Raw genomic sequence first — 18,697 nt, forward strand, 5'->3', positions numbered from 1 at the left:
GCTTGATCCCCGCCGCTTCCTTCTCAGGCAAACGCGTTTCGCTCTTCGGGCTCGGCGGCTCGGGGATCGCCACCGCGCATGCGCTGATCGCGGGCGGCGCCGAGGTGCTGGCCTGGGACGACAATCCTGAAAGCGTCGCGCGAGCAGCGGCCGCGGGCATCGCGACGGGCGATCTGCGTGCCGCCGACTGGCCGCGCTTCGCCGCCTTCGTTCTGTCGCCAGGGGTGCCGCTGACGCATCCGAAGCCGCATTGGACGGTGGAGCTGGCGCGCGGCGCCGGCGTCGAGGTGATCGGCGATATCGAGCTGTTCTGCCGCGAGCGCATCGCCCACGCGCCAGCAGCACCCTTCATCGCGATCACAGGCACCAACGGCAAGTCGACGACGACGGCGCTGACGGCGCATATATTGAAGTCGGCGGGACGTGACACGCAGATGGGCGGCAATATCGGCCGCGCCATCATGACGCTCGATCCGCCCGAACCGAAGCGGCACTATGTGGTGGAGTGCTCGTCCTACCAGATCGACCTCGCGCCCTCGATCAACCCGACCGCCGGCATCCTGCTCAACCTGACGCCCGACCATCTCGACCGGCACGGCACGATGGCGCATTACGCCTCGATCAAGGAAAGGCTGGTCGCCGGCTCGGACACCGCGATCGTCGGCGTCGACGATTCCTGGGGCGCCCAGATCGCCGACCGACTCGAGCGGGCAGGGCGGCAGGTCACCCGCATTTCCAAGCGCCTGCCTTTGACCGATGGCTATTTCGCCGACGGCACCAATCTGATGGAAGCCGTGCATGGCCGCTACAGCCGCGTCGCCTTCCTCGAGGGCATCGGCTCGCTGCGTGGCCAGCACAATGCCCAGAACGCGCTGGCCGCCGTCGTCGCCTGCCTCAGGGTCGGGCTTGAGCTCGGCGAGATCCAGGCAGGGCTCGAAAGCTTTCCCGGGCTGGCGCACCGCATGGAACAGGTCGGCCGCAAGGGCCATGTGCTCTTCGTCAACGATTCCAAGGCGACCAATGCCGACGCGGCTGCTCCCGCGCTGTCAAGCTTCCCCAGCCGCATCTATTGGATTGCCGGCGGCCTGCCCAAGGAGGGCGGCATCGAGCCGCTGCGTGGCTTCTTCCCGCGCATCGCCAAGGCCTATCTGATCGGCGAGGCGGCGCCTGCCTTCGCGGCGACGCTCGGCGAAGCGGTGCCCTACGAGATATCGGGAACGCTGGCGGCGGCGGTCGAGCACGCCGCCCATGACGCGGCGAGCGACGCCGGCGGCGAGGCGGTGGTGCTGCTTTCGCCGGCCTGCGCCAGTTTCGACCAGTTCAAAAATTTCGAAGTTCGCGGCGAAGCCTTCAGGCAAGCTGCGACTGCTATTGATGGTGTGAAACCCATCGGAGGGCCACGTTGATGCAAAGCCGTCTCGACAAAAGTCCTGTCGCCACCTGGTGGTGGACCATCGATCGCTGGTTCCTGGCGGCGTTCCTGTCGCTGATGGGGCTGGGCATCGTGTTGTCCTTCGCCGCCAGCCCGGCAGTGGCCGAACGCATCGGCCTCAGCAGCTTTCACTTCGCTACCAGGCAGATCATCTTCACCATCCCGGCCCTTCTCGTGATGCTGGCGGTCTCCTTCCTGCAGGCGCGGCAGATAAGGCGCATGTCGCTGGTGCTGATCTGTGTCATGCTGGTGCTGATGGTGGCGGTGCTCTACGTCGGCGTCGAGGTGAAGGGCGCGAGGCGCTGGGTGTCGCTCGCCGGCCTGTCCATCCAGCCGTCCGAGTTCCTCAAGCCGGCCTTCGTCATCATCTGCGCCTGGCTGTTCGCCGAGCATAAGCGCCAGCTCGACATCCCCGGCAATCTGTTCGCCCTCCTGCTTCTGGTCCTCGTGGTTTCTCTTCTGGTCGCTCAGCCCGATCTTGGCCAGACCATGCTGGTCACCGGCACGTGGGGCGTCATGTTCTTCATGGCCGGCCTGCCGTGGCTGTGGATCATGGCCCTCGGCATCACTGGCGCGAGTGGTCTGTTCGCCGCTTATACGGTGTTTCCGCACGTTGCCTTGCGCATCAACAAGTTCCTGACCGGCGAGGGCGATACGTTTCAGGTCGATATGGGCCGCGAGGCACTGATCAACGGCAGTTGGTTCGGTGTCGGACCGGGTGAGGGAACCGTCAAGCGCATTGTTCCGGACGCTCATACCGACTTCGTGTTCTCGGTCGCGGGGGAGGAGTTCGGCTTGATCATGTGCTTCTTCATCATGTCGATCTTCGCCTTCATCGTGCTGCGCGGCTTGAGCATCGCGCTCAAGGAGCACGACGATTTCACCCGCTACGCGGTGGGCGGTCTTGTCACCATCTTCGGCTTGCAGTCGGCCATCAACATGTGCGTGAACCTGCAACTGATGCCCGCCAAGGGCATGACGCTGCCCTTCATCTCCTATGGCGGGTCCTCGCAGATCGCCATCGCCGTCTCGATGGGCATGGTGCTGGCATTGACGCGCAAGCGTCCGGAAAAGCGCAAGCAGATGGGCTTCGTCCTCGCGCAGCGCGCAATCCCGGCGGAATGAGGCGGGATGGCGAAGGGTGTCATCCTACTTGCAGCCGGCGGAACGGGCGGACACCTGTTTCCGGCCGAGGCGCTCGCGCATGAGCTGATCGAACGCGGCTGGAAGGTGCATCTTGCCACCGACCGGCGCGCCGAACGCTATTCCGGACAGTTTCCCGCCGCCGACATCCATGCGGTCCCGTCGGCGACGCTGGGCTCGAAAAATCCCGTCGCCGTGGTCTCGGCGTTCTGGAAGATCTGGCAGGGCGTGCGCGAAGCAAGCCGGATCATCGCCCGGATCAAGCCGGAAGCGGTCGTCGGCTTCGGCGGCTATCCGACGCTGCCGCCGCTCTATGCTGCGACAAGGCGCAAGGTGCCGACGCTGATCCACGAGCAGAACGCCGTCATGGGTCGCGCCAACAAGGCGCTTGCCGGCCGCGTCGACGCTATCGCCGGCGGCTTCCTGCCGGAAGGCGCGAGCGCCGACGGCGCAAAGACGGTGACCACCGGCAATCCGGTCAGGCCGCAGGTGCTCGAGGCAGCGAAGACGCCCTATGCGGCATCGAACGAAGGCGAGCCGTTCCGCCTGCTGGTGTTCGGCGGCAGCCAGGGTGCGCAGTTCTTTTCCGATGCGGTTCCGGCGGCGGTCGCGCTGTTGCCGCAAGACCTGCGCAGGCGCCTGGTGATCACGCAACAGGCGCGCGCGGAGGATGTAGCGCGGGTGAAGGCGGCTTATGCCGAGCTCGGCGTCGACGTCCAGGTCTCGCCCTTCTTTACCGACATGGCGGCGCGCATGGCGGCGGCGCATCTGGTGATGTCGCGCTCCGGCGCCTCGACGGTTTCGGAGATCGCGGTCATCGGCCGGCCGGCGCTGCTGGTTCCTTATCCGCACGCGCTCGACCACGATCAGGCGGCGAATGCGGCGGCCCTTGCCGCCGCCGGCGGCGCCGAGCTCCATCCGCAGTCGACGCTGTCGGCCGAACGGATTGCGCAACTGGTCGGCGCATTGATCCAGGACCCGGATCGGCTGGTCGCCATGGCCGCCGCTGCCCGTTCGGCCGGGAAACCGAACGCGGCGCGGTTGCTCGCCGATCTGACAGAGGCTATTGCGTCCGGCAAAACGGTTTCGGACTATAGGAGGACGCGCGCATGAAGATGCCGCAGACGATCGGCCTTGTGCATTTCATCGGCATCGGCGGCATCGGCATGAGCGGCATCGCCGAGGTGCTGCACAATCTCGGCTATAAGGTGCAGGGTTCCGACCAGGCCGACGGCGCCAATGTGCAGCGGCTGCGCGACAAGGGCATCGAATGCTTCGTCGGCCACAAGGCCGAGAATCTCGGCGATGCCGAAGTCGTCGTCGTTTCGACCGCAATCAAGAAATCCAACCCCGAGCTCAAGGCCGCGCGCGAGAAGCTTTTGCCGATCGTGCGCCGGGCCGAGATGCTGGCCGAGCTGATGCGTTTCCGCCAGGCGGTCGCCATCGGCGGCACGCACGGCAAGACGACGACCACCTCGATGGTGGCGACGCTGCTCGAGGCCGGCGGGCTCGACCCGACCGTCATCAACGGCGGCATCATCAACGCCTATGGCACCAACGCGCGGATGGGCGACGGGGAGTGGATGGTGGTCGAAGCAGACGAAAGCGACGGCACCTTCCTCAAGCTGCCGGCGGACATCGCCGTCGTCACCAATATCGATCCTGAGCATCTCGACCACTATGGCAGCTTCGACAAGGTTCGCGAGGCCTTCCGTCAGTTCGTCGAGAACGTGCCGTTCTACGGCTTCGGCGTGATGTGCACCGACCATCCGGAAGTGCAGGCGCTGGTCGGCCGCATCGAGGACCGGCGCGTCATCACCTATGGCGAGAACGCGCAGGCCGATGTTCGCTTCACCAACCATCGCATGCTGGGCGCGACCTCGGAATTCGACGTGGTGTTCCGCGACCGCAAGGGGCGCGGCACTGCGACGATAACCGGCCTGCGCCTGCCGATGCCCGGCAAGCATAACGTCTCCAACGCGACGGCGGCGATCGCGGTCGCGCACGAGCTCGGCCTGTCGGATGACGCGATCAAGAAAGGTCTGTCGTCCTTCGCCGGCGTCAAGCGGCGCTTCACACACACCGGCTCGTGGAACGGTGTTGAGGTGTTCGACGATTACGGCCACCACCCGGTGGAGATCGCGGCGGTGCTGAAGGCCGCGCGCAGCGCCACCAAAGGGCGTGTGATTGCCATCGCGCAACCCCATCGCTTCACACGGCTGCACGATCTGTTCAACGAATTCTCCGTCTGCTTCAACGACGCGGATACCGTGATGGTGGCGCCGGTCTATGCGGCAGGCGAGGAGCCTATCGAAGGCGTGACCTCCGATGCGCTGGTTGCGCGCATCCGTTCCGGCGGCCATCGCGACGCGCGCTATATCGAAGGCCCGGCGGCGATCGCGCCAGCCATTCGCGAGCTTGCCAAGCCCGGCGATTTCGTCGTCTTCCTCGGCGCCGGCAACATCACGCAATGGGCTTACGCGCTGCCCAAGGAACTTGGCGGGACACCCTCATGATGCGCGGCCAGGATCTGATCGACAAGCTCGGCGGCAAGCTTTCGGGCCTGCGCGGCCGCATCACGCCGAACGCCGAGATGGACAAGATCACCTGGTTCCGCGCCGGCGGCCTGGCGGAGGCGCTGTTCCAGCCGGCCGACGAGGAAGACCTCGCCGCCTTCCTACGCGCCGTGCCGGAAGAGGTGCCGGTCATGGTGGTCGGCGTCGGCTCGAATCTCCTGGTGCGGGACGGCGGCATTCCCGGTTTCGTCGTCAGGCTCTCGGCCAAGGGCTTTGGCGAGGCCGAGGCCACCGGACCGACCACGATCAAGGCGGGTGCTGCAACCCCTGACAAGCGTGTCGCCGCCGTGGCATATGAAGCCGGCATCGGTGGCTTCCATTTCTACCACGGCATCCCCGGCGCCGTTGGCGGCGCGCTCAGGATGAATGCGGGCGCCAACGGCGTCGAGACGAGGGAGCGCGTGGTCGAGGTGACGGCGCTGGACCGCAAGGGCAACCTCCACACGCTCAGCAACGCCGATATGGGTTATGCCTACCGCCACTCGTCCGCGCCCGCCGGACTGATCTTCACCTCCGCCATTTTCGAGGGGTTTCCGGAAGACAAGGCGGCGATCAAGGCGGCCATGGATGCAGTGCAGAACCATCGCGAGACGGTGCAGCCGATCCGCGAGAAAACCGGCGGCTCGACCTTCAAGAATCCGGAAGGCACCTCGGCCTGGAAGGAAATCGACAAGGCCGGCTGCCGCGGGCTGATGATCGGCGGCGCGCAGATGTCGCCGATGCATTGCAACTTCATGATCAACACCGGCACCGCGACCGGCTATGACCTCGAATATCTCGGCGAGACGGTGCGCGCGCGTGTGCTCGAGAATTCCGGCATCCGGCTGCACTGGGAGATCAAGCGCCTCGGGAATTTCCGGCCCGGTCATGAGGTGCAGGAGTTCCTCGGGCAGCTCCTTTAGCGCCTGTTGAAGTTCATGTGATGCTTGAACTTCGGCGCCTCGCAGCGGCGTCAACCGTTGCTGCAAAGACTCAACAACACACTTTTCTCGACTGTTTTCGCGGAAAGTGAATCTCTCGGAATCATAGGCACTTGCCAGCGAATCAACTCTCTGATTCTCTGCCCTGAAGCGTTTCCTGATTTGAGTCGTTCGACGCGTTCAGCCGCGTTTTCCGTCTGGGGGGCAACCTGCCGGAAGACTCGGACTCAATGCTCGGGAATGCGGTGCGGGAATATCGGTTGCAGGCCCGGCGTGAGAGGGGATGACGGGAAATGAAGAAGAAGCATGTGGCTGTTCTCCTCGGTGGATTCTCCTCGGAGCGGCCCGTGTCTCTGTCCTCGGGGAAGGCGTGTGCTGATGCGCTTGAGACTGAAGGCTATCAGGTCACCCGCGTCGATGTTTCGCGCGATGTCGGGTCCGTGCTTGCCGAGCTCAAGCCCGACGTTGCCTTCAACGCGCTGCATGGCCCATTCGGCGAGGACGGCACCATCCAGGGAATTCTCGAATATCTCGCAATTCCCTATACCCATTCGGGCGTGCTCGCTTCGGCGCTGGCCATGAACAAGGAGCAGGCCAAGAAGGTTGCCAGGGCGGCCGGCATTCCGGTCGCGGAATCCAAGGTGGTCAATCGTTTCGCCGTCAAGGATGTGCATCCGATGAAGCCCCCTTATGTGGTCAAGCCGGTCAATGAGGGGTCGAGCTTTGGTGTCGTCATCGTGCATGAGGGACAGTCGCATCCGCCGCAGGTGATCGGCTCGAGTGAATGGCAATACGGCGAGACCGTCATGGTCGAGCGCTACATCCATGGGCGCGAACTGACCTGCGCGGTGATGGGCGATGTGGCGCTCGGCGTCTGCGAGATCATTCCGACCGGGCATTCCTTCTACGACTACGACTCAAAATACGTGCCCGGCGGATCAAAACACGAAATCCCTGCTAAAATTTCACCGAATATTTACCAAAAAATACAGACACTGGCCCTCAAGGCTCATCTTGCCATTGGTTGCCGGGGCGTCTCCCGATCGGATTTCCGTTACGACGACCGTCACTCCGAAAACGGCGAGGTTGTCTGGCTCGAGGTCAACACTCAGCCGGGCATGACGCCGACGTCTCTGGTGCCCGAAATCGCCGCGCAAGCGGGACACTCGTTCGGCGATTTGTTGAGTTGGATGGTGGAGGACGCTTCGTGTCTGCGTTGAGGTGGGGACAGGGTAATGGCGGCAACGCGGCTGGTCCCGCGCTGTTCGGCGTGCCGCTGTCATTCGACCGTTTCGTCTTGCCGCGTCAGCTTCGCCGGCCGGTGCGCGTGCTGGCGCGCCTGTGCGGCGGCGAGTATGAGGCGCCGCGCTTTTCGGCGGCGATCCTTTCCGCCGCGCTCATCGCGTCGAGCAGCGCCTATGGCGCTTTTCTTGGTGGCTACTCCGACAGCGTCGTGCAGGGCATCACGGCCCGCACCGGCTTTGCCGTCGACCAGATAAAGGTGGTCGGCAACCGTCAGACATCCGAGATCGACGTGCTCGACCGGCTCGGCCTCGACGGCTGGACGTCGCTGATCGGCTTCGATGCCGAGGCTGCGCGCGAGCGCATCGCGACGCTGCCCTGGGTCGAGGGCGCGGCGGTGCGCAAGATCTATCCTCATACGCTGGAAGTGCGCATCGAGGAGCGCGAGCCCTTCGCGCTCTGGCAGCAGGGCGCATCGGTTTCGGTGATCGAGCGGTCCGGCGAGGTGATCGCGCCGTTCTCGGGCGGCAAGCAGGCGCTGCTGCCGCTGATCATCGGTAGCGGCGCGCCGGCCATGGCGCCGGCCTTCCTCGACAAGATCAAGCGCTATCCCGAGCTTGCGGCGCGGGTCAAAGGTTACATCCGTGTCGGCGAGCGCCGCTGGGACCTTAGGCTTGAGAACGGCATCACGATCAAGCTGCCGGAAGACGACGAGGACCAGGCGATCGCCGAACTCGTCAAGATCGACCACGACAACGGGCTTTTGACGCGCGACATCGCCGCCGTCGACATGCGGCTCCCCGACCGGCTGGTCGTGGAGCTCTCGCCGGAGGCGGCCACGCAGCGCGAAGCCGCGCTCAGCGACAAGCCGAAGAACCTGGCCAAGCGCAAGACGGGGACGAAGATATGAGCTGGCTTGGCGGCGGCGGTGACGCTTCTTCGCGCCGGTCGGGCATACTCACGGTGCTCGACGTCGGTTCCAGCAAGGTTTGCTGTGTGGTTGCGAAGCTCAAGCCCAACGAGGACGGCAAGCTTCTGCGCGGACGTTCGCATCGTATCCAGGTGATCGGCATCGGCCACCAGAAATCGCAGGGCGTGAAGTCCGGCGTCGTAGTGGACCTCGATCGCGCCGAGCATGCCATCCGGCTTGCCGTCGACGCCGCCGAGCGCATGGCCGGGCTCACGGTCGATTCCCTCATCGTCAACATGACGGCGGGCCGGCTGAAGAGCGAAGCCTTCTCGGCGACGATCAATCTCGGCGGTCATCAGGTCGAGGAAGTCGACATCAAGCGCGTGCTCGCCGCCGGCGCCAAGCAGGCGCTGAGGGCCGAGCGCGAAGTGATCCATTCACTGCCGGTCGGCTTCTCGCTCGACGGCGAGCGCGGCATGCGCGACCCGCGCGGCATGGTGGGCGATGCGCTCGGCGTCGACATGCATGTGCTGACGGGCGATGCGGCGCCGATGCGCAATCTCGAGCTTTGCATCAACCGTTCGCATCTGTCGGTCGAGCGCATGGTGGCGACGCCCTATGCCAGCGGGCTTGCCTCGCTGGTCGACGACGAACTCGAAATGGGCGCCGCCTGCATCGATATGGGCGGCGGCACGACGACGATCTCGGTCTTCTCGGAAGGCAAGTTCATCCATGGCGACGCCATTGCCATCGGCGGTAACCATGTGACGCTCGACATGGCCAAGGGCCTGTCGACTTCGCTCGATGCCGCGGAGCGGCTGAAGGTGATGCATGGCTCGGCGCTGCCTGGAAGCGCCGACGACCGCGACCTCGTCTCGATCCAGCCGATCGGCGAGGAAGGCGATGTGCCGTCGCAGATACCGCGCTCGGTGATGACGCGCATCATCCGTGCGCGCATCGACGAGACGCTCGAGCTTTTGCGCGACCGGCTCAACAAGTCCGGCTACGGCAATGCCGTGGGAAAACGCGTCGTGCTCACCGGGGGCGCCAGCCAGCTCGCCGGCCTGCCGGAAGCGGCGCGCCGCATTCTCGGGCGCAATGTGCGCATCGGCCGTCCGCTCGGCGTGGCGGGCCTGCCGGAGGCGGCGAAGGGACCGGCGTTCTCGACCCCGGTCGGATTGATGATCTACCCGCAGATGGCGAGCTTCGAGAGCCATTCGGCGAAAGGACTTTCCGGTTTCAGGATGACCGGAACGGGCGGAAGACTGCATCGCATGAGTCAGTGGTTGAGAGACAGTTTTTAATTTGACGGGGACAGCCCCATAGGCGGCCGCAGCGGCGAGGCGGCGGGAAAGGCAAAGGACGGAGACAATGACCATCAATCTGCAGAAGCCGGACATCACCGAGCTCAAGCCACGCATCACCGTGTTCGGTGTCGGCGGCGGCGGCGGCAATGCCGTCAACAACATGATCACCGCCGGCTTGCGCGGCGTCGAGTTCGTGGTGGCCAACACCGACGCACAGGCGCTGACCATGTCGAAGGCCGAGCGGCTGATCCAGCTTGGCGCGCACGTCACCGAAGGCCTCGGCGCCGGCTCTCAGCCGGAAGTCGGCCGCGCGGCGGCGGAAGAGTGCATCGACGAGATCATCGATCACCTCTCCAACACGCATATGTGCTTCGTCACCGCCGGCATGGGCGGCGGCACAGGCACGGGCGCCGCTCCGGTCGTTGCCCGCGCGGCGCGCGAGAAGGGCATCCTCACCGTCGGCGTCGTCACCAAGCCGTTCCACTTCGAGGGCCAGCGCCGCATGAAGACGGCCGACATGGGCATCGAGGAGCTGCAGAAATGCGTCGACACCCTGATCGTCATCCCCAACCAGAACCTGTTCCGGCTGGCCAATGACAAGACCACCTTCGCCGACGCCTTCGCCATGGCCGACCAGGTGCTCTACTCGGGCGTTGCCTGCATCACCGACCTGATGGTCAAGGAAGGCCTGATCAATCTCGACTTCGCCGACGTCCGCTCGGTGATGCGCGAGATGGGCAAGGCGATGATGGGCACCGGCGAAGCTTCAGGCGAGGGCCGCGCGATGGCCGCTGCCGAAGCCGCGATCGCCAACCCGCTGCTCGACGAGACCTCGATGAAGGGCGCCAAGGGCCTGCTGATCTCGATCACCGGCGGCCGCGACCTCACGCTGTTCGAGGTGGACGAGGCCGCGACCCGCATCCGCGAGGAGGTCGACCAGGACGCCAACATCATCCTGGGCGCCACCTTCGACGAGGAACTGGAAGGCGTGATCCGTGTGTCGGTCGTCGCCACCGGCATCGACAAGTCGGCAGCCGAAATCGCCGCGGCGCCGATCTCGATCCGCGCGCCGCAGAAGCCGGCCGCCCGGCCGGCGGCTGCTCCGGTCGCCGAAATCCGGCCCGCTCCGGTTCAGCCGCAGGCCTACGAGCCGCGCGCGGTCGACCCGGTCGCCGAGGCGATCCAGCTTGCCGAGGCAAACGCAGCCGCCATGGCGCAGCCGCGCCCCGCGCCGGTCGACGACTTCCGGCCGCAGAGCAAGATCTTCCAGGCCCCGCCAGCCCAGCCGCAACCGCAGCCGCAGCCGGTGATGCAGCCGCAGGTCATGCAGCAGCCCGCGCCGCAGCGCGAGATGCCGCAGCCAGTGGCCGCCGCTCCGCAGCGCATGCCGCGCGTGGAGGATTTTCCGCCGGTGGTGAGGGCTGAGGTCGAAGCCAAGACCCGCCCGGCGGACCATGAGAACAGCGGTCCGATGGGGCTGATCAAGCGGCTGACCAACGGCCTGACCCGCCGCGAGGAAGAGCCGGCCCGGCTCCAGCCGGCGCAGCCGCGCGAACCGAAGCTGCGCCAGGCAGCGCCCGAGATGCGCCGCCTCGCCAGCCAGGATCCTGCGCTCTACGCGCCGCGCCGCGGCCAGCTCGACGATCAGGGCCGGCTGACGCCGCAGGCCCGCACGGTCCAGGAAGATGATCAGCTGGAAATCCCGGCCTTCCTGCGCCGCCAGGCCAACTGAGCGATACGGCGCACCGCCGATCGTTAACGATATATAACGGTTGTTAACAGGCAGACGAGAAATCGTCTGCTTGTTGCTTTTGCAAAATATATTAAAAACAATCGCTTACGATCTATTTTTAACAAAACCCCGTGGTTACACGGGGTAAGAAACCGTGATTTGGAGTCTCCAGGGCGGGCCACTATCTTCGCCACGGACTAAAGTCGGTTTGCCGGGATTCGGGGAGTAGCCCTGCCTGCCGATCACACAGAGCCGCGTGCTCTTGCTTATTTTGCCGCATTCCATGCGAGCGCCAGACCGTTCACTGGCTGCAAGATACCCAAGGCCGATGGAGCGGACGCAGGCATTTTGGGCGTATGGGGTTACTCTTGCACGACTATCAGACGACAGTGAAATCGCGCGCGACGCTGACTGGCATCGGCGTCCACAGCGGCAAGACCGTCACCGTTCATTTCCTGCCGGCCGACGCCGATACGGGCATCGTCTTCCATCTCTCGAGCGGCGGCGAAGCCCGTGAGCTCCGCGCCCTGGTCGCGGAAGTCGGCGCTACCGATCTTTGCACCATGCTTGGCGATCCGGCCGGCGCGCATATCGGCACCGTCGAGCATCTGATGGCGACGGTGTTCGGCCTCGGCATCGACAATCTCATCATCGAGATCGACGGTTCGGAAGTTCCGATACTCGACGGCAGCGCCATGGCGTTCGTCGAAGCCTTCGACCAGGCGGGCATCGAGACGCTGGCGGTGAAGCGCCGCTATATCCGCGTCGTCAAGCCGGTGCGCGTGGAAGCCGGCGCGTCCTGGGCGGAATTCCGTCCCTATGACGGCACGCGGTTCGAGGTCGAGATCGATTTCGAGAGTCCGGCGATCGGCCGTCAGCAATTCGCCTCCGACATCAACCCCGACATCTTCCGCCGCGACATTGGGCGTGCCCGCACCTTCGGCTTCATGAAGGACGTCGAGAGGCTTTGGGCCGCCGGCTACGCGCTCGGCTCGTCGCTCGAAAACTCGCTGGTTATCGGCGACGACAACCGCGTCATCAATGTCGGCGGGTTACGCTATCCCAATGAGTTCGCCCGCCACAAGACGCTCGATGCGATGGGCGATCTGGCGCTGGCCGGCGCGCGCTTCATCGGCTGTTTCCGCTCCTATCGCGGCGGCCACCGGATGAACGCGTCCGCGTTGCGCCGGCTGCTTTCCGACCACACGGCCTTCGAGATCGTCGAGACCCGGCGCCGCGAGCGTGGCCGCGTCGCCGAGATGATTGCCGTCAGCCGGCCGGTTTACGCACCCTGGGTGATCTGATTTTTAAGAGTTTTCTGGCGTTGTAGTCAGGTTGTGTTGCGCGATTGCATCACGAATCGCTGAAATTGCACAACCTCGGTCGCAGCGCCAGGCCGCCACAAAAATGTGCGATTGGCCGGACATAGCGTTGCCGGGCAAGGGGATAATGGTTTATGGCTTCGGCCCGGACCGAAACGACGCCGAAGGGGCGGAATCCAAACATGTTTTTTTCGCGAGTTGGTCAATCGGTAACGCCGCGTCGGGGTGTTTTGCTGGCGCTGTCGGTGGTTGCTCCCGCGCTTGTTCTTTCGGCCTGCATGTCCTCCGAGAAGGACGTCAACCTGGCGACCTATGTCGATCAGACTGAGCCCGCCGACGTCCTCTACAACCAGGGCTTGGCCAATATGAATGCCGGCCGTCTCGACGAGGCGAGCAAGAAGTTCGATGCGGTCGACCGCCAGCATCCCTATTCGGAATTCGCTCGCAAATCGATGGTGATGGGGGCTTTCGCCGACTATCGCGCCGGCAACTATGACGAGGCGATCGGCACCGCGAAGCGCTATCTGACGCTTTATCCGTCGACCGACGACGCCGCCTACGCCCAATACATCATCGGCTTGAGCTACTACCGGCAGATCAAGGACGTCACCCAGGATCAGAAGGAAGCCCGCCAGACCATCCAGACCATGCAGGATCTGGTGACGCGCTGGCCGAACTCCGAATATGTCGCCGACGCCAAGGACAAGATCCGCTTCGCCAACGACCAGCTTGCCGGCAAGGAGATGCAGGTCGGCCGCTATTATCTCGAGCGCCGCGAATACATCGCCGCCGTGAAGCGCTTCCGCACCGTGGTCGAGAACTATTCCAACACGCGCCATGTCGAGGAGGCGCTCGCGCGCCTGACCGAGTCCTACTATGCGATGGGCTTGACCTCGGAAGCGCAGACGGCCGCGGCGGTGCTCGGCACCAACTATCCGGACAGCCAGTGGTACAAGGATTCCTACAAGCTCCTGCAGAGCAACGGGCTTGAGCCGCGCGAGAATGCCGGATCGTGGATCTCCAAGGCCGGGAAGCTGATCACCGGCGCCTGAAGCTTGCGATGCTGTCCAGACTGTCGATCCGCGATATCGTCCTGATCGAGAAGCTGGACATCGACTTCCTGCCTGGGCTTTCGGTGCTGACGGGCGAAACCGGCGCCGGCAAATCCATCCTGCTCGATGCCTTGTCGCTGGCGCTCGGCGCGCGCGGCGACGCTTCGCTCGTCCGCCATGGCGCGGCGCAAGGCCAGGTCATCGCGGTGTTCGACGTGCCGCGCAACCATCCGGCGCGCGCGCTGCTTGCCGAAAACGACATCGAGGACGATGGCGACATCATCCTGCGCCGTGTCCAGACCGGCGACGGCCGCACCCGCGTCTTCGTCAACGACCAGCCGTCCAGCGTCACGCTGATGCGCGATGTCGGCCGCGCGCTGGTCGAAATCCACGGCCAGCATGACGAGCGCGCGCTGGTCGATCCCGGCGCGCATCGCGACTTGCTCGACAGTTTCGGCGGCCATCTGGGCGCCGTGCGCGGCACGGGCGAAGCCTGGCGCTACTGGCGAAACTGCGAGCAGGAGCTTTCGCGGCATCGCGCCAAGGTCGAGGCGGCGGCGCGCGAGGCCGATTATCTGCGCGCTTCGGTCGCCGAGCTCGCGAAACTCGATCCGCAGCCGGGCGAGGAGACGGAGCTTGCCGAACTGCGCGCGCAGATGATGCGGGTCGAGAAGATCGCCGCCGAAATCCATGACGCGCAGGATGTGCTGTCGGGGCCGTCCTCGCCGCTGCCGCAGCTTGCCAGCCTGTTGCGCCGGCTGCAGCGCAAGGCGGGCGAAGCGCCGGGCCTGCTCGACGACGTGGTGAAATCGCTGGACGAGGCGATGATCTCGCTCGATGCGGCGCAGTCCGGCGTGGAAGGTGCGCTTCGCGCCACCGAATATGATCCGCAACGCCTTGAGAAGGCGGAGGAGCGGCTTTTCGCTCTGCGCGCCGCCTCGCGCAAGCACAATGTCGCGGTGGACGATCTGGCGCAACTGCGCGACACGATGGTGGCCGATCTTGCCGATCTCGATGCCGGCGAGGAGCGGTTGCACGCGCTGGAAAAGCATGCCGCCGCGGCGCGCGAGGCCTACGATATTTCGGCGGCGCAGCTTTCCTCCCTGCGCCAGGCGGCGGCATCGGGCTTGACCAAAGCGGTGATGGCCGAATTGCCGGCGCTGAAGCTCGAACGGGCCGAATTCATCGTCGAGATGGGGAGCGATGCCGAAAGCCGCATGGAAGAAGGCATCGACCAAGTCGAGTTCTGGGTGCGCACCAACCCGGGCACCAGGCCGGGGCCGATGATGAAGGTCGCTTCGGGCGGCGAGCTCTCGCGCTTTCTCCTCGCACTGAAGGTGGCGCTCGCCGATCGCGGCTCGGCACCAACCCTGGTTTTCGACGAAATCGACACCGGCGTCGGCGGCGCTGTGGCCGACGCCATCGGCCAGCGGCTGGCGCGGCTGTCGAAGCGCGTACAGGTGCTTTCCGTCACGCATGCGCCGCAGGTTGCGGCACGCGCCGCGACACATTTCCTGATCTCCAAATCCGGCGGCAAGGACCGTGTCGCCACCGGCATCGCCGAAATGGACCGCGCCGCGCGCCAGGAGGAAATCGCGCGTATGCTGGCAGGCGCCGTCATCACCGACGAGGCACGCGCCGCTGCGGAGAGGTTGCTGCGCGAGAACACGGCCGCGGCGTAGTTAGTCGACATAGGGATTTTGACCGGTCGGCTCTGGTTGCCTTGGCAGGTGGCATGGTCTTGGAGATTGGCTGAAACGCCCATCCCGTCGTCATTCCAGGGCGGAGCGGGAAGCGAAGCGTACCGCGTAGACCCTGGAATCCATGCCGTTACCTTGGCCGAGGAATGCCGCGGAGCAGAACTTCTGAACCCGTTGCAACGCCTTGGCGTCACGGCATGGATCCTCGGGTCTGCGCTCCGCTTCGCGTCGCTACGCCCGTGGATGACGACGGGTGGACGTTTCGGCCAATCTCCAAGGCATGGCACCTGCCAACAAAAACAAAGCCGAACGGTCAAAAATCCCGGCTCGGCGCTTGCTTCTCCAACCTTGCAAGGTGAGTCAGCAGATGGCTGTATCCTGCCGTTGGCCAATGATTTTTCTACGAGCCCTGCCGACGAATCCTGATTTATAGTGGCGCGCCACAATCCAGGGACTGATGCATGTCGGAAAAACCAGTCGAATCGCTGAGCGAGGGTGAAGCCGCGGAGGAGCTGAAGCGGCTCGCGGCGGAGATCGCCGAGCACGACCGGCGCTATCACACTGAGGACGCCCCGACGATCTCGGACGCCGAATATGATGCGCTGGCACGGCGCAACCTCGCCATCGAAGAACGCTTTCCCGATCTGGTGCGCGAGGATTCGCCGTCGCGCCGGGTCGGCGCGCCGCCGGCCGAAGGTTTTGCCAAGGTGCGGCACGCGGTGCCGATGCTCAGCCTCGCCAAGGCCTACACCGATCAGGACGTCGCCGATTTCATCGAACGCGGCCGGCGCTTCTTCGACCGCGACAAGGATCTCGACATCGCCTTCACCGCTGAGCCGAAGATCGACGGCCTGTCGGCCTCACTGCGCTACGAGAACGGCGTGTTCGTGCAGGGCGCGACGCGCGGCGACGGCGCGGTCGGCGAGGACATCACCGCCAATCTGAAGACCATTGCCGACATCCCGAAGAAGCTGCAGGGCTCGGGCTGGCCAGAGACGATCGAGATCCGTGGCGAGGTCTATATGACCTATGCGGAGTTCGAGGCGCTGAAGCAGCGCTCGGCGGCTACAGGCGGCCAGGACTACGTCAATCCGCGTAACACGGCGGCCGGATCGCTACGCCAGAAGGACCCGTCGGTCACGGCCAGCCGCAACCTCAAATTCTTCGCCTATGCCTGGGGTTACACCACCGCCGATCCGGCTCCGACACAGTACGATTCCGTGCAGAAGTTCAAAGAGTGGGGATTCAAGGTCAGCCCGCTGATGGTGCGGGCGAAGTCGATCGACGAACTCATCGCGCAGTACCATCATATCGAGGAATTGCGCTCGTCGTTGGGCTACGACATCGACGGCGTCGTCTATAAGGTCGACCAGCTTGAGTTGCAGCGCCGCTGGGGCTTCGTCACCGGCGAGCCGCGCTGGGCCGTCGCCCACAAGTTCCCGGCCGAGCAGGCGATGACGACGGTCGAGAAGATCGACATCCAGGTCGGCCGCACCGGCACGCTGGCGCCCGTGGCGCGGCTGGCGCCGGTGACCGTCGGCGGCGTGGTGGTCGAGAACGTCACGCTGCACAATGAAGACTACATCAAGGGCTTCGACAGCAACGGTCAGCCGATCCGCGACGGCATCGACGTGCGCATCGGCGACACAGTGGTGATCCAGCGGGCGGGGGACGTCATCCCGCAGATCGTCAGCGTCGTCATCGACAAGCGTCCGGCTAATGCCGTGCCTTACGAATTTCCGCATACCTGCCCGGTCTGCGGCTCGCCGGCGACGCGCGAGATCAACGAAAAGACCGGCAAGGAGGATTCGCGGCGCCGCTGCACCGGCGAGCTGATCTGCGCCGCGCAGGCGGTGGAGAGGCTGCGCCACTTCGTATCGCGCGGCGCGCTCGACATCGAGGGCCTGGGCGCAGAAAACATCGACCTCTTCTTCAATGCGGGGCTGGTGAAGACCGCGGCCGACATCTTCACGCTGAAGGATCGCCGTCCGGCCGTTACCAAGGCGCTGGCCGAGCGGCGCGAGGAGCAGGCGCGGCTGCGCGAGGAGGCGTCGGGCAAGACACGCAAGAATGTGCGCAGCGTCGAGGAGCGCAACTATGAGGGCCTCGACAAGCTCTTCGCCGCCATCGACGCGCGCCGCGAGCCCGAGCTCGACCGCTTCATCTTCGCACTCGGCGTTCGCCATATCGGCGAGACGACGGCTGCCGTGCTTGCCCGACAGTTCTCGACCATCGAGGAACTGATCCGCATCGGCAAGGAAACGGCAAAGGCCGAGGACCCGCAGACGGTTTTCCCGTCGATCAACGGCATCGGCGACACGGTGATCAACGCGCTGCGCGATTTCTTTGGCAATGAGCGCAATGACGACGTGCTGGATGCCTTGCTCGCGCAGGTCCACCCCAAGCCTTATGTCATGGAAATCTCGGCCGGCAGCGAAGTCTCCGGCAAGACGGTGGTGTTCACCGGCACGCTGGAAAAGATGACGCGCTCGGAAGCCAAGGCAATGGCGGAGCGGCTCGGCGCCAAGGTGGCGGGCTCGGTTTCGGCCAAGACCGACCTGGTGGTGGCGGGTCCCGGCGCCGGCTCGAAGCTGAAAGTCGCGAGCGACCTCGGCATCGAGGTGATCGACGAGGACAACTGGCTGCAGCGCATCGGCAGGGGCAGCTGATGGCCGGCGCGTTCAAGGGGTTCGGGCAGAAGGCCATTCCATTCCTGAAGGCGCTCGATTTCCACCAGAGCCGGGAATGGTTCCAGGAAAACCGCGACCTTTACGAGAGCGAGCTGCACGAACCGTTCTGCGATCTGGTTGAGACGCTCACCACGCGCTTCGACGCGGCCAAGCTCGGCTTGCGCGGCGACCGCAAGAGGTCGCTATTCCGCATCAATCGCGACGTGCGCTTCTCAAAGGACAAGCGGCCCTACAACCGGCACCTGTCGGCGATCCTCTCGCCCGACGGCACCAAGATGGAGCAAGGTGTCTTCTATGTGCATATCGGACTCGAGCGGTGCTTTGCCGGCGTTGCCTGGTGGCAGCCGGCGCCTGAATTGCTGCAGGCGATGCGCAAAGCGATCGTCACCAAGCCGGCCGCGTTCCGCGCCATGGTTTCATCGCTCAAGAAGGCCGGGCTGGAACTCGATGCGGAGGACCGCCTGAAGCGGGCGCCGCGCGGCTTCGAAGACGTCGGTGATGAGGATCTCGCCCAGGCGGTGCGCAACCGGCATTTCGTGGTCCGGCACGACATCGATCCGGCGACGATCCATTCGCCGGCGCTGGTCGACGATCTCGTCGACTTCACGCTTCGCGCCAAGCCGCTGCTCGATTGGGGCAGGGCGATCCAGGGGACGGCCGTTGCTGCCTGA

Annotated in this window: 14 protein-coding genes; all 14 read left to right on the forward strand. The window is 65.0% G+C overall.

Features of this window, described 5'->3' with window-relative positions:
* The first annotated feature begins 2 nt into the window (after positions 1-2).
* The 14 genes from murD to EJ069_RS03485 all read left to right on the forward strand — a co-directional run bounded on the left by murD (position 3) and on the right by EJ069_RS03485 (position 18,697).
* Entirely contained in the window at positions 3-1,406 is a 1,404-nt protein-coding gene (murD, locus tag EJ069_RS03420) for a UDP-N-acetylmuramoyl-L-alanine--D-glutamate ligase (protein WP_126060088.1), read from the forward strand.
* Complete coding sequence (gene ftsW / locus EJ069_RS03425) at positions 1,406-2,557, forward strand: putative lipid II flippase FtsW (RefSeq protein WP_126060089.1); 1,152 nt, start codon at positions 1,406-1,408, stop codon at positions 2,555-2,557. Before murD ends, ftsW begins: the two co-directional genes overlap by 1 nt.
* 6 nt (positions 2,558-2,563) lie before the next feature.
* Entirely contained in the window at positions 2,564-3,688 is a 1,125-nt protein-coding gene (murG, locus tag EJ069_RS03430; RefSeq protein ID WP_126060090.1) for an undecaprenyldiphospho-muramoylpentapeptide beta-N-acetylglucosaminyltransferase, read from the forward strand.
* On the forward strand, positions 3,685-5,091 hold the full coding sequence (murC, locus tag EJ069_RS03435) for a UDP-N-acetylmuramate--L-alanine ligase (RefSeq protein WP_126060091.1): 1,407 nt from the start codon (positions 3,685-3,687) through the stop codon (positions 5,089-5,091). Before murG ends, murC begins: the two co-directional genes overlap by 4 nt.
* Positions 5,088-6,053: a UDP-N-acetylmuramate dehydrogenase gene (murB, locus tag EJ069_RS03440; RefSeq protein ID WP_126060092.1), complete on the forward strand. Its 966-nt coding sequence runs from the start codon at positions 5,088-5,090 to the stop codon at positions 6,051-6,053. The genes murC and murB overlap by 4 nt, the downstream gene beginning before the upstream one ends.
* A gap of 311 nt (positions 6,054-6,364) precedes the next feature.
* The gene (locus EJ069_RS03445; RefSeq protein WP_126060093.1) at positions 6,365-7,291 is read left to right on the forward strand and encodes a D-alanine--D-alanine ligase; all 927 of its coding nucleotides are present in this window, start codon (positions 6,365-6,367) and stop codon (positions 7,289-7,291) included.
* Entirely contained in the window at positions 7,279-8,223 is a 945-nt protein-coding gene (locus EJ069_RS03450) for a cell division protein FtsQ/DivIB (RefSeq protein WP_126060094.1), read from the forward strand. The genes EJ069_RS03445 and EJ069_RS03450 overlap by 13 nt, the downstream gene beginning before the upstream one ends.
* Positions 8,220-9,527: a cell division protein FtsA gene (ftsA, locus tag EJ069_RS03455; protein WP_042637743.1), complete on the forward strand. Its 1,308-nt coding sequence runs from the start codon at positions 8,220-8,222 to the stop codon at positions 9,525-9,527. Before EJ069_RS03450 ends, ftsA begins: the two co-directional genes overlap by 4 nt.
* 67 nt (positions 9,528-9,594) lie before the next feature.
* A complete protein-coding gene (gene ftsZ, locus EJ069_RS03460; protein ID WP_126060095.1) occupies positions 9,595-11,262 on the forward strand; it encodes a cell division protein FtsZ in 1,668 nt (555 codons plus the stop codon).
* Between the two features lie 356 nt (positions 11,263-11,618).
* On the forward strand, positions 11,619-12,566 hold the full coding sequence (gene lpxC / locus EJ069_RS03465) for a UDP-3-O-acyl-N-acetylglucosamine deacetylase (protein ID WP_126060096.1): 948 nt from the start codon (positions 11,619-11,621) through the stop codon (positions 12,564-12,566).
* Positions 12,567-12,766: 200 nt separating this feature from the next.
* The gene (locus EJ069_RS03470; RefSeq protein WP_112127203.1) at positions 12,767-13,636 is read left to right on the forward strand and encodes an outer membrane protein assembly factor BamD; all 870 of its coding nucleotides are present in this window, start codon (positions 12,767-12,769) and stop codon (positions 13,634-13,636) included.
* 8 nt (positions 13,637-13,644) lie between these two features.
* The gene (gene recN, locus EJ069_RS03475; protein ID WP_126060097.1) at positions 13,645-15,318 is read left to right on the forward strand and encodes a DNA repair protein RecN; all 1,674 of its coding nucleotides are present in this window, start codon (positions 13,645-13,647) and stop codon (positions 15,316-15,318) included.
* A 479-nt stretch (positions 15,319-15,797) separates the two neighbouring features.
* Complete coding sequence (gene ligA, locus EJ069_RS03480; protein WP_126060098.1) at positions 15,798-18,005, forward strand: NAD-dependent DNA ligase LigA; 2,208 nt, start codon at positions 15,798-15,800, stop codon at positions 18,003-18,005.
* Positions 18,005-18,697, forward strand: a complete 693-nt coding sequence (locus tag EJ069_RS03485) for a TIGR02453 family protein (protein ID WP_126060099.1) — start codon at positions 18,005-18,007, stop codon at positions 18,695-18,697. Before ligA ends, EJ069_RS03485 begins: the two co-directional genes overlap by 1 nt.

Origin of the sequence: Mesorhizobium sp. M2A.F.Ca.ET.043.05.1.1 (assembly GCF_003952445.1) — a bacterium.
GTDB lineage: Bacteria > Pseudomonadota > Alphaproteobacteria > Rhizobiales > Rhizobiaceae > Mesorhizobium.

What these genes read in the sequence shown, in the direction of transcription:
- ftsW (WP_126060089.1), top strand. Translation starts at nt 1,406, where the DNA reads ATGCAAAGCCGTCTCGACAAAAGTCCTGTCGCCACCTGGTGGTGGACC.
- murG (WP_126060090.1), top strand. Translation starts at nt 2,564, where the DNA reads ATGGCGAAGGGTGTCATCCTACTTGCAGCCGGCGGAACGGGCGGACAC.
- murC (WP_126060091.1), top strand. Translation starts at nt 3,685, where the DNA reads ATGAAGATGCCGCAGACGATCGGCCTTGTGCATTTCATCGGCATCGGC.
- murB (WP_126060092.1), top strand. Translation starts at nt 5,088, where the DNA reads ATGATGCGCGGCCAGGATCTGATCGACAAGCTCGGCGGCAAGCTTTCG.
- EJ069_RS03445 (WP_126060093.1), top strand. Translation starts at nt 6,365, where the DNA reads ATGAAGAAGAAGCATGTGGCTGTTCTCCTCGGTGGATTCTCCTCGGAG.
- ftsA (WP_042637743.1), top strand. Translation starts at nt 8,220, where the DNA reads ATGAGCTGGCTTGGCGGCGGCGGTGACGCTTCTTCGCGCCGGTCGGGC.
- ftsZ (WP_126060095.1), top strand. Translation starts at nt 9,595, where the DNA reads ATGACCATCAATCTGCAGAAGCCGGACATCACCGAGCTCAAGCCACGC.
- lpxC (WP_126060096.1), top strand. Translation starts at nt 11,619, where the DNA reads ATGGGGTTACTCTTGCACGACTATCAGACGACAGTGAAATCGCGCGCG.
- EJ069_RS03470 (WP_112127203.1), top strand. Translation starts at nt 12,767, where the DNA reads ATGTTTTTTTCGCGAGTTGGTCAATCGGTAACGCCGCGTCGGGGTGTT.
- recN (WP_126060097.1), top strand. Translation starts at nt 13,645, where the DNA reads ATGCTGTCCAGACTGTCGATCCGCGATATCGTCCTGATCGAGAAGCTG.
- ligA (WP_126060098.1), top strand. Translation starts at nt 15,798, where the DNA reads ATGTCGGAAAAACCAGTCGAATCGCTGAGCGAGGGTGAAGCCGCGGAG.
- EJ069_RS03485 (WP_126060099.1), top strand. Translation starts at nt 18,005, where the DNA reads ATGGCCGGCGCGTTCAAGGGGTTCGGGCAGAAGGCCATTCCATTCCTG.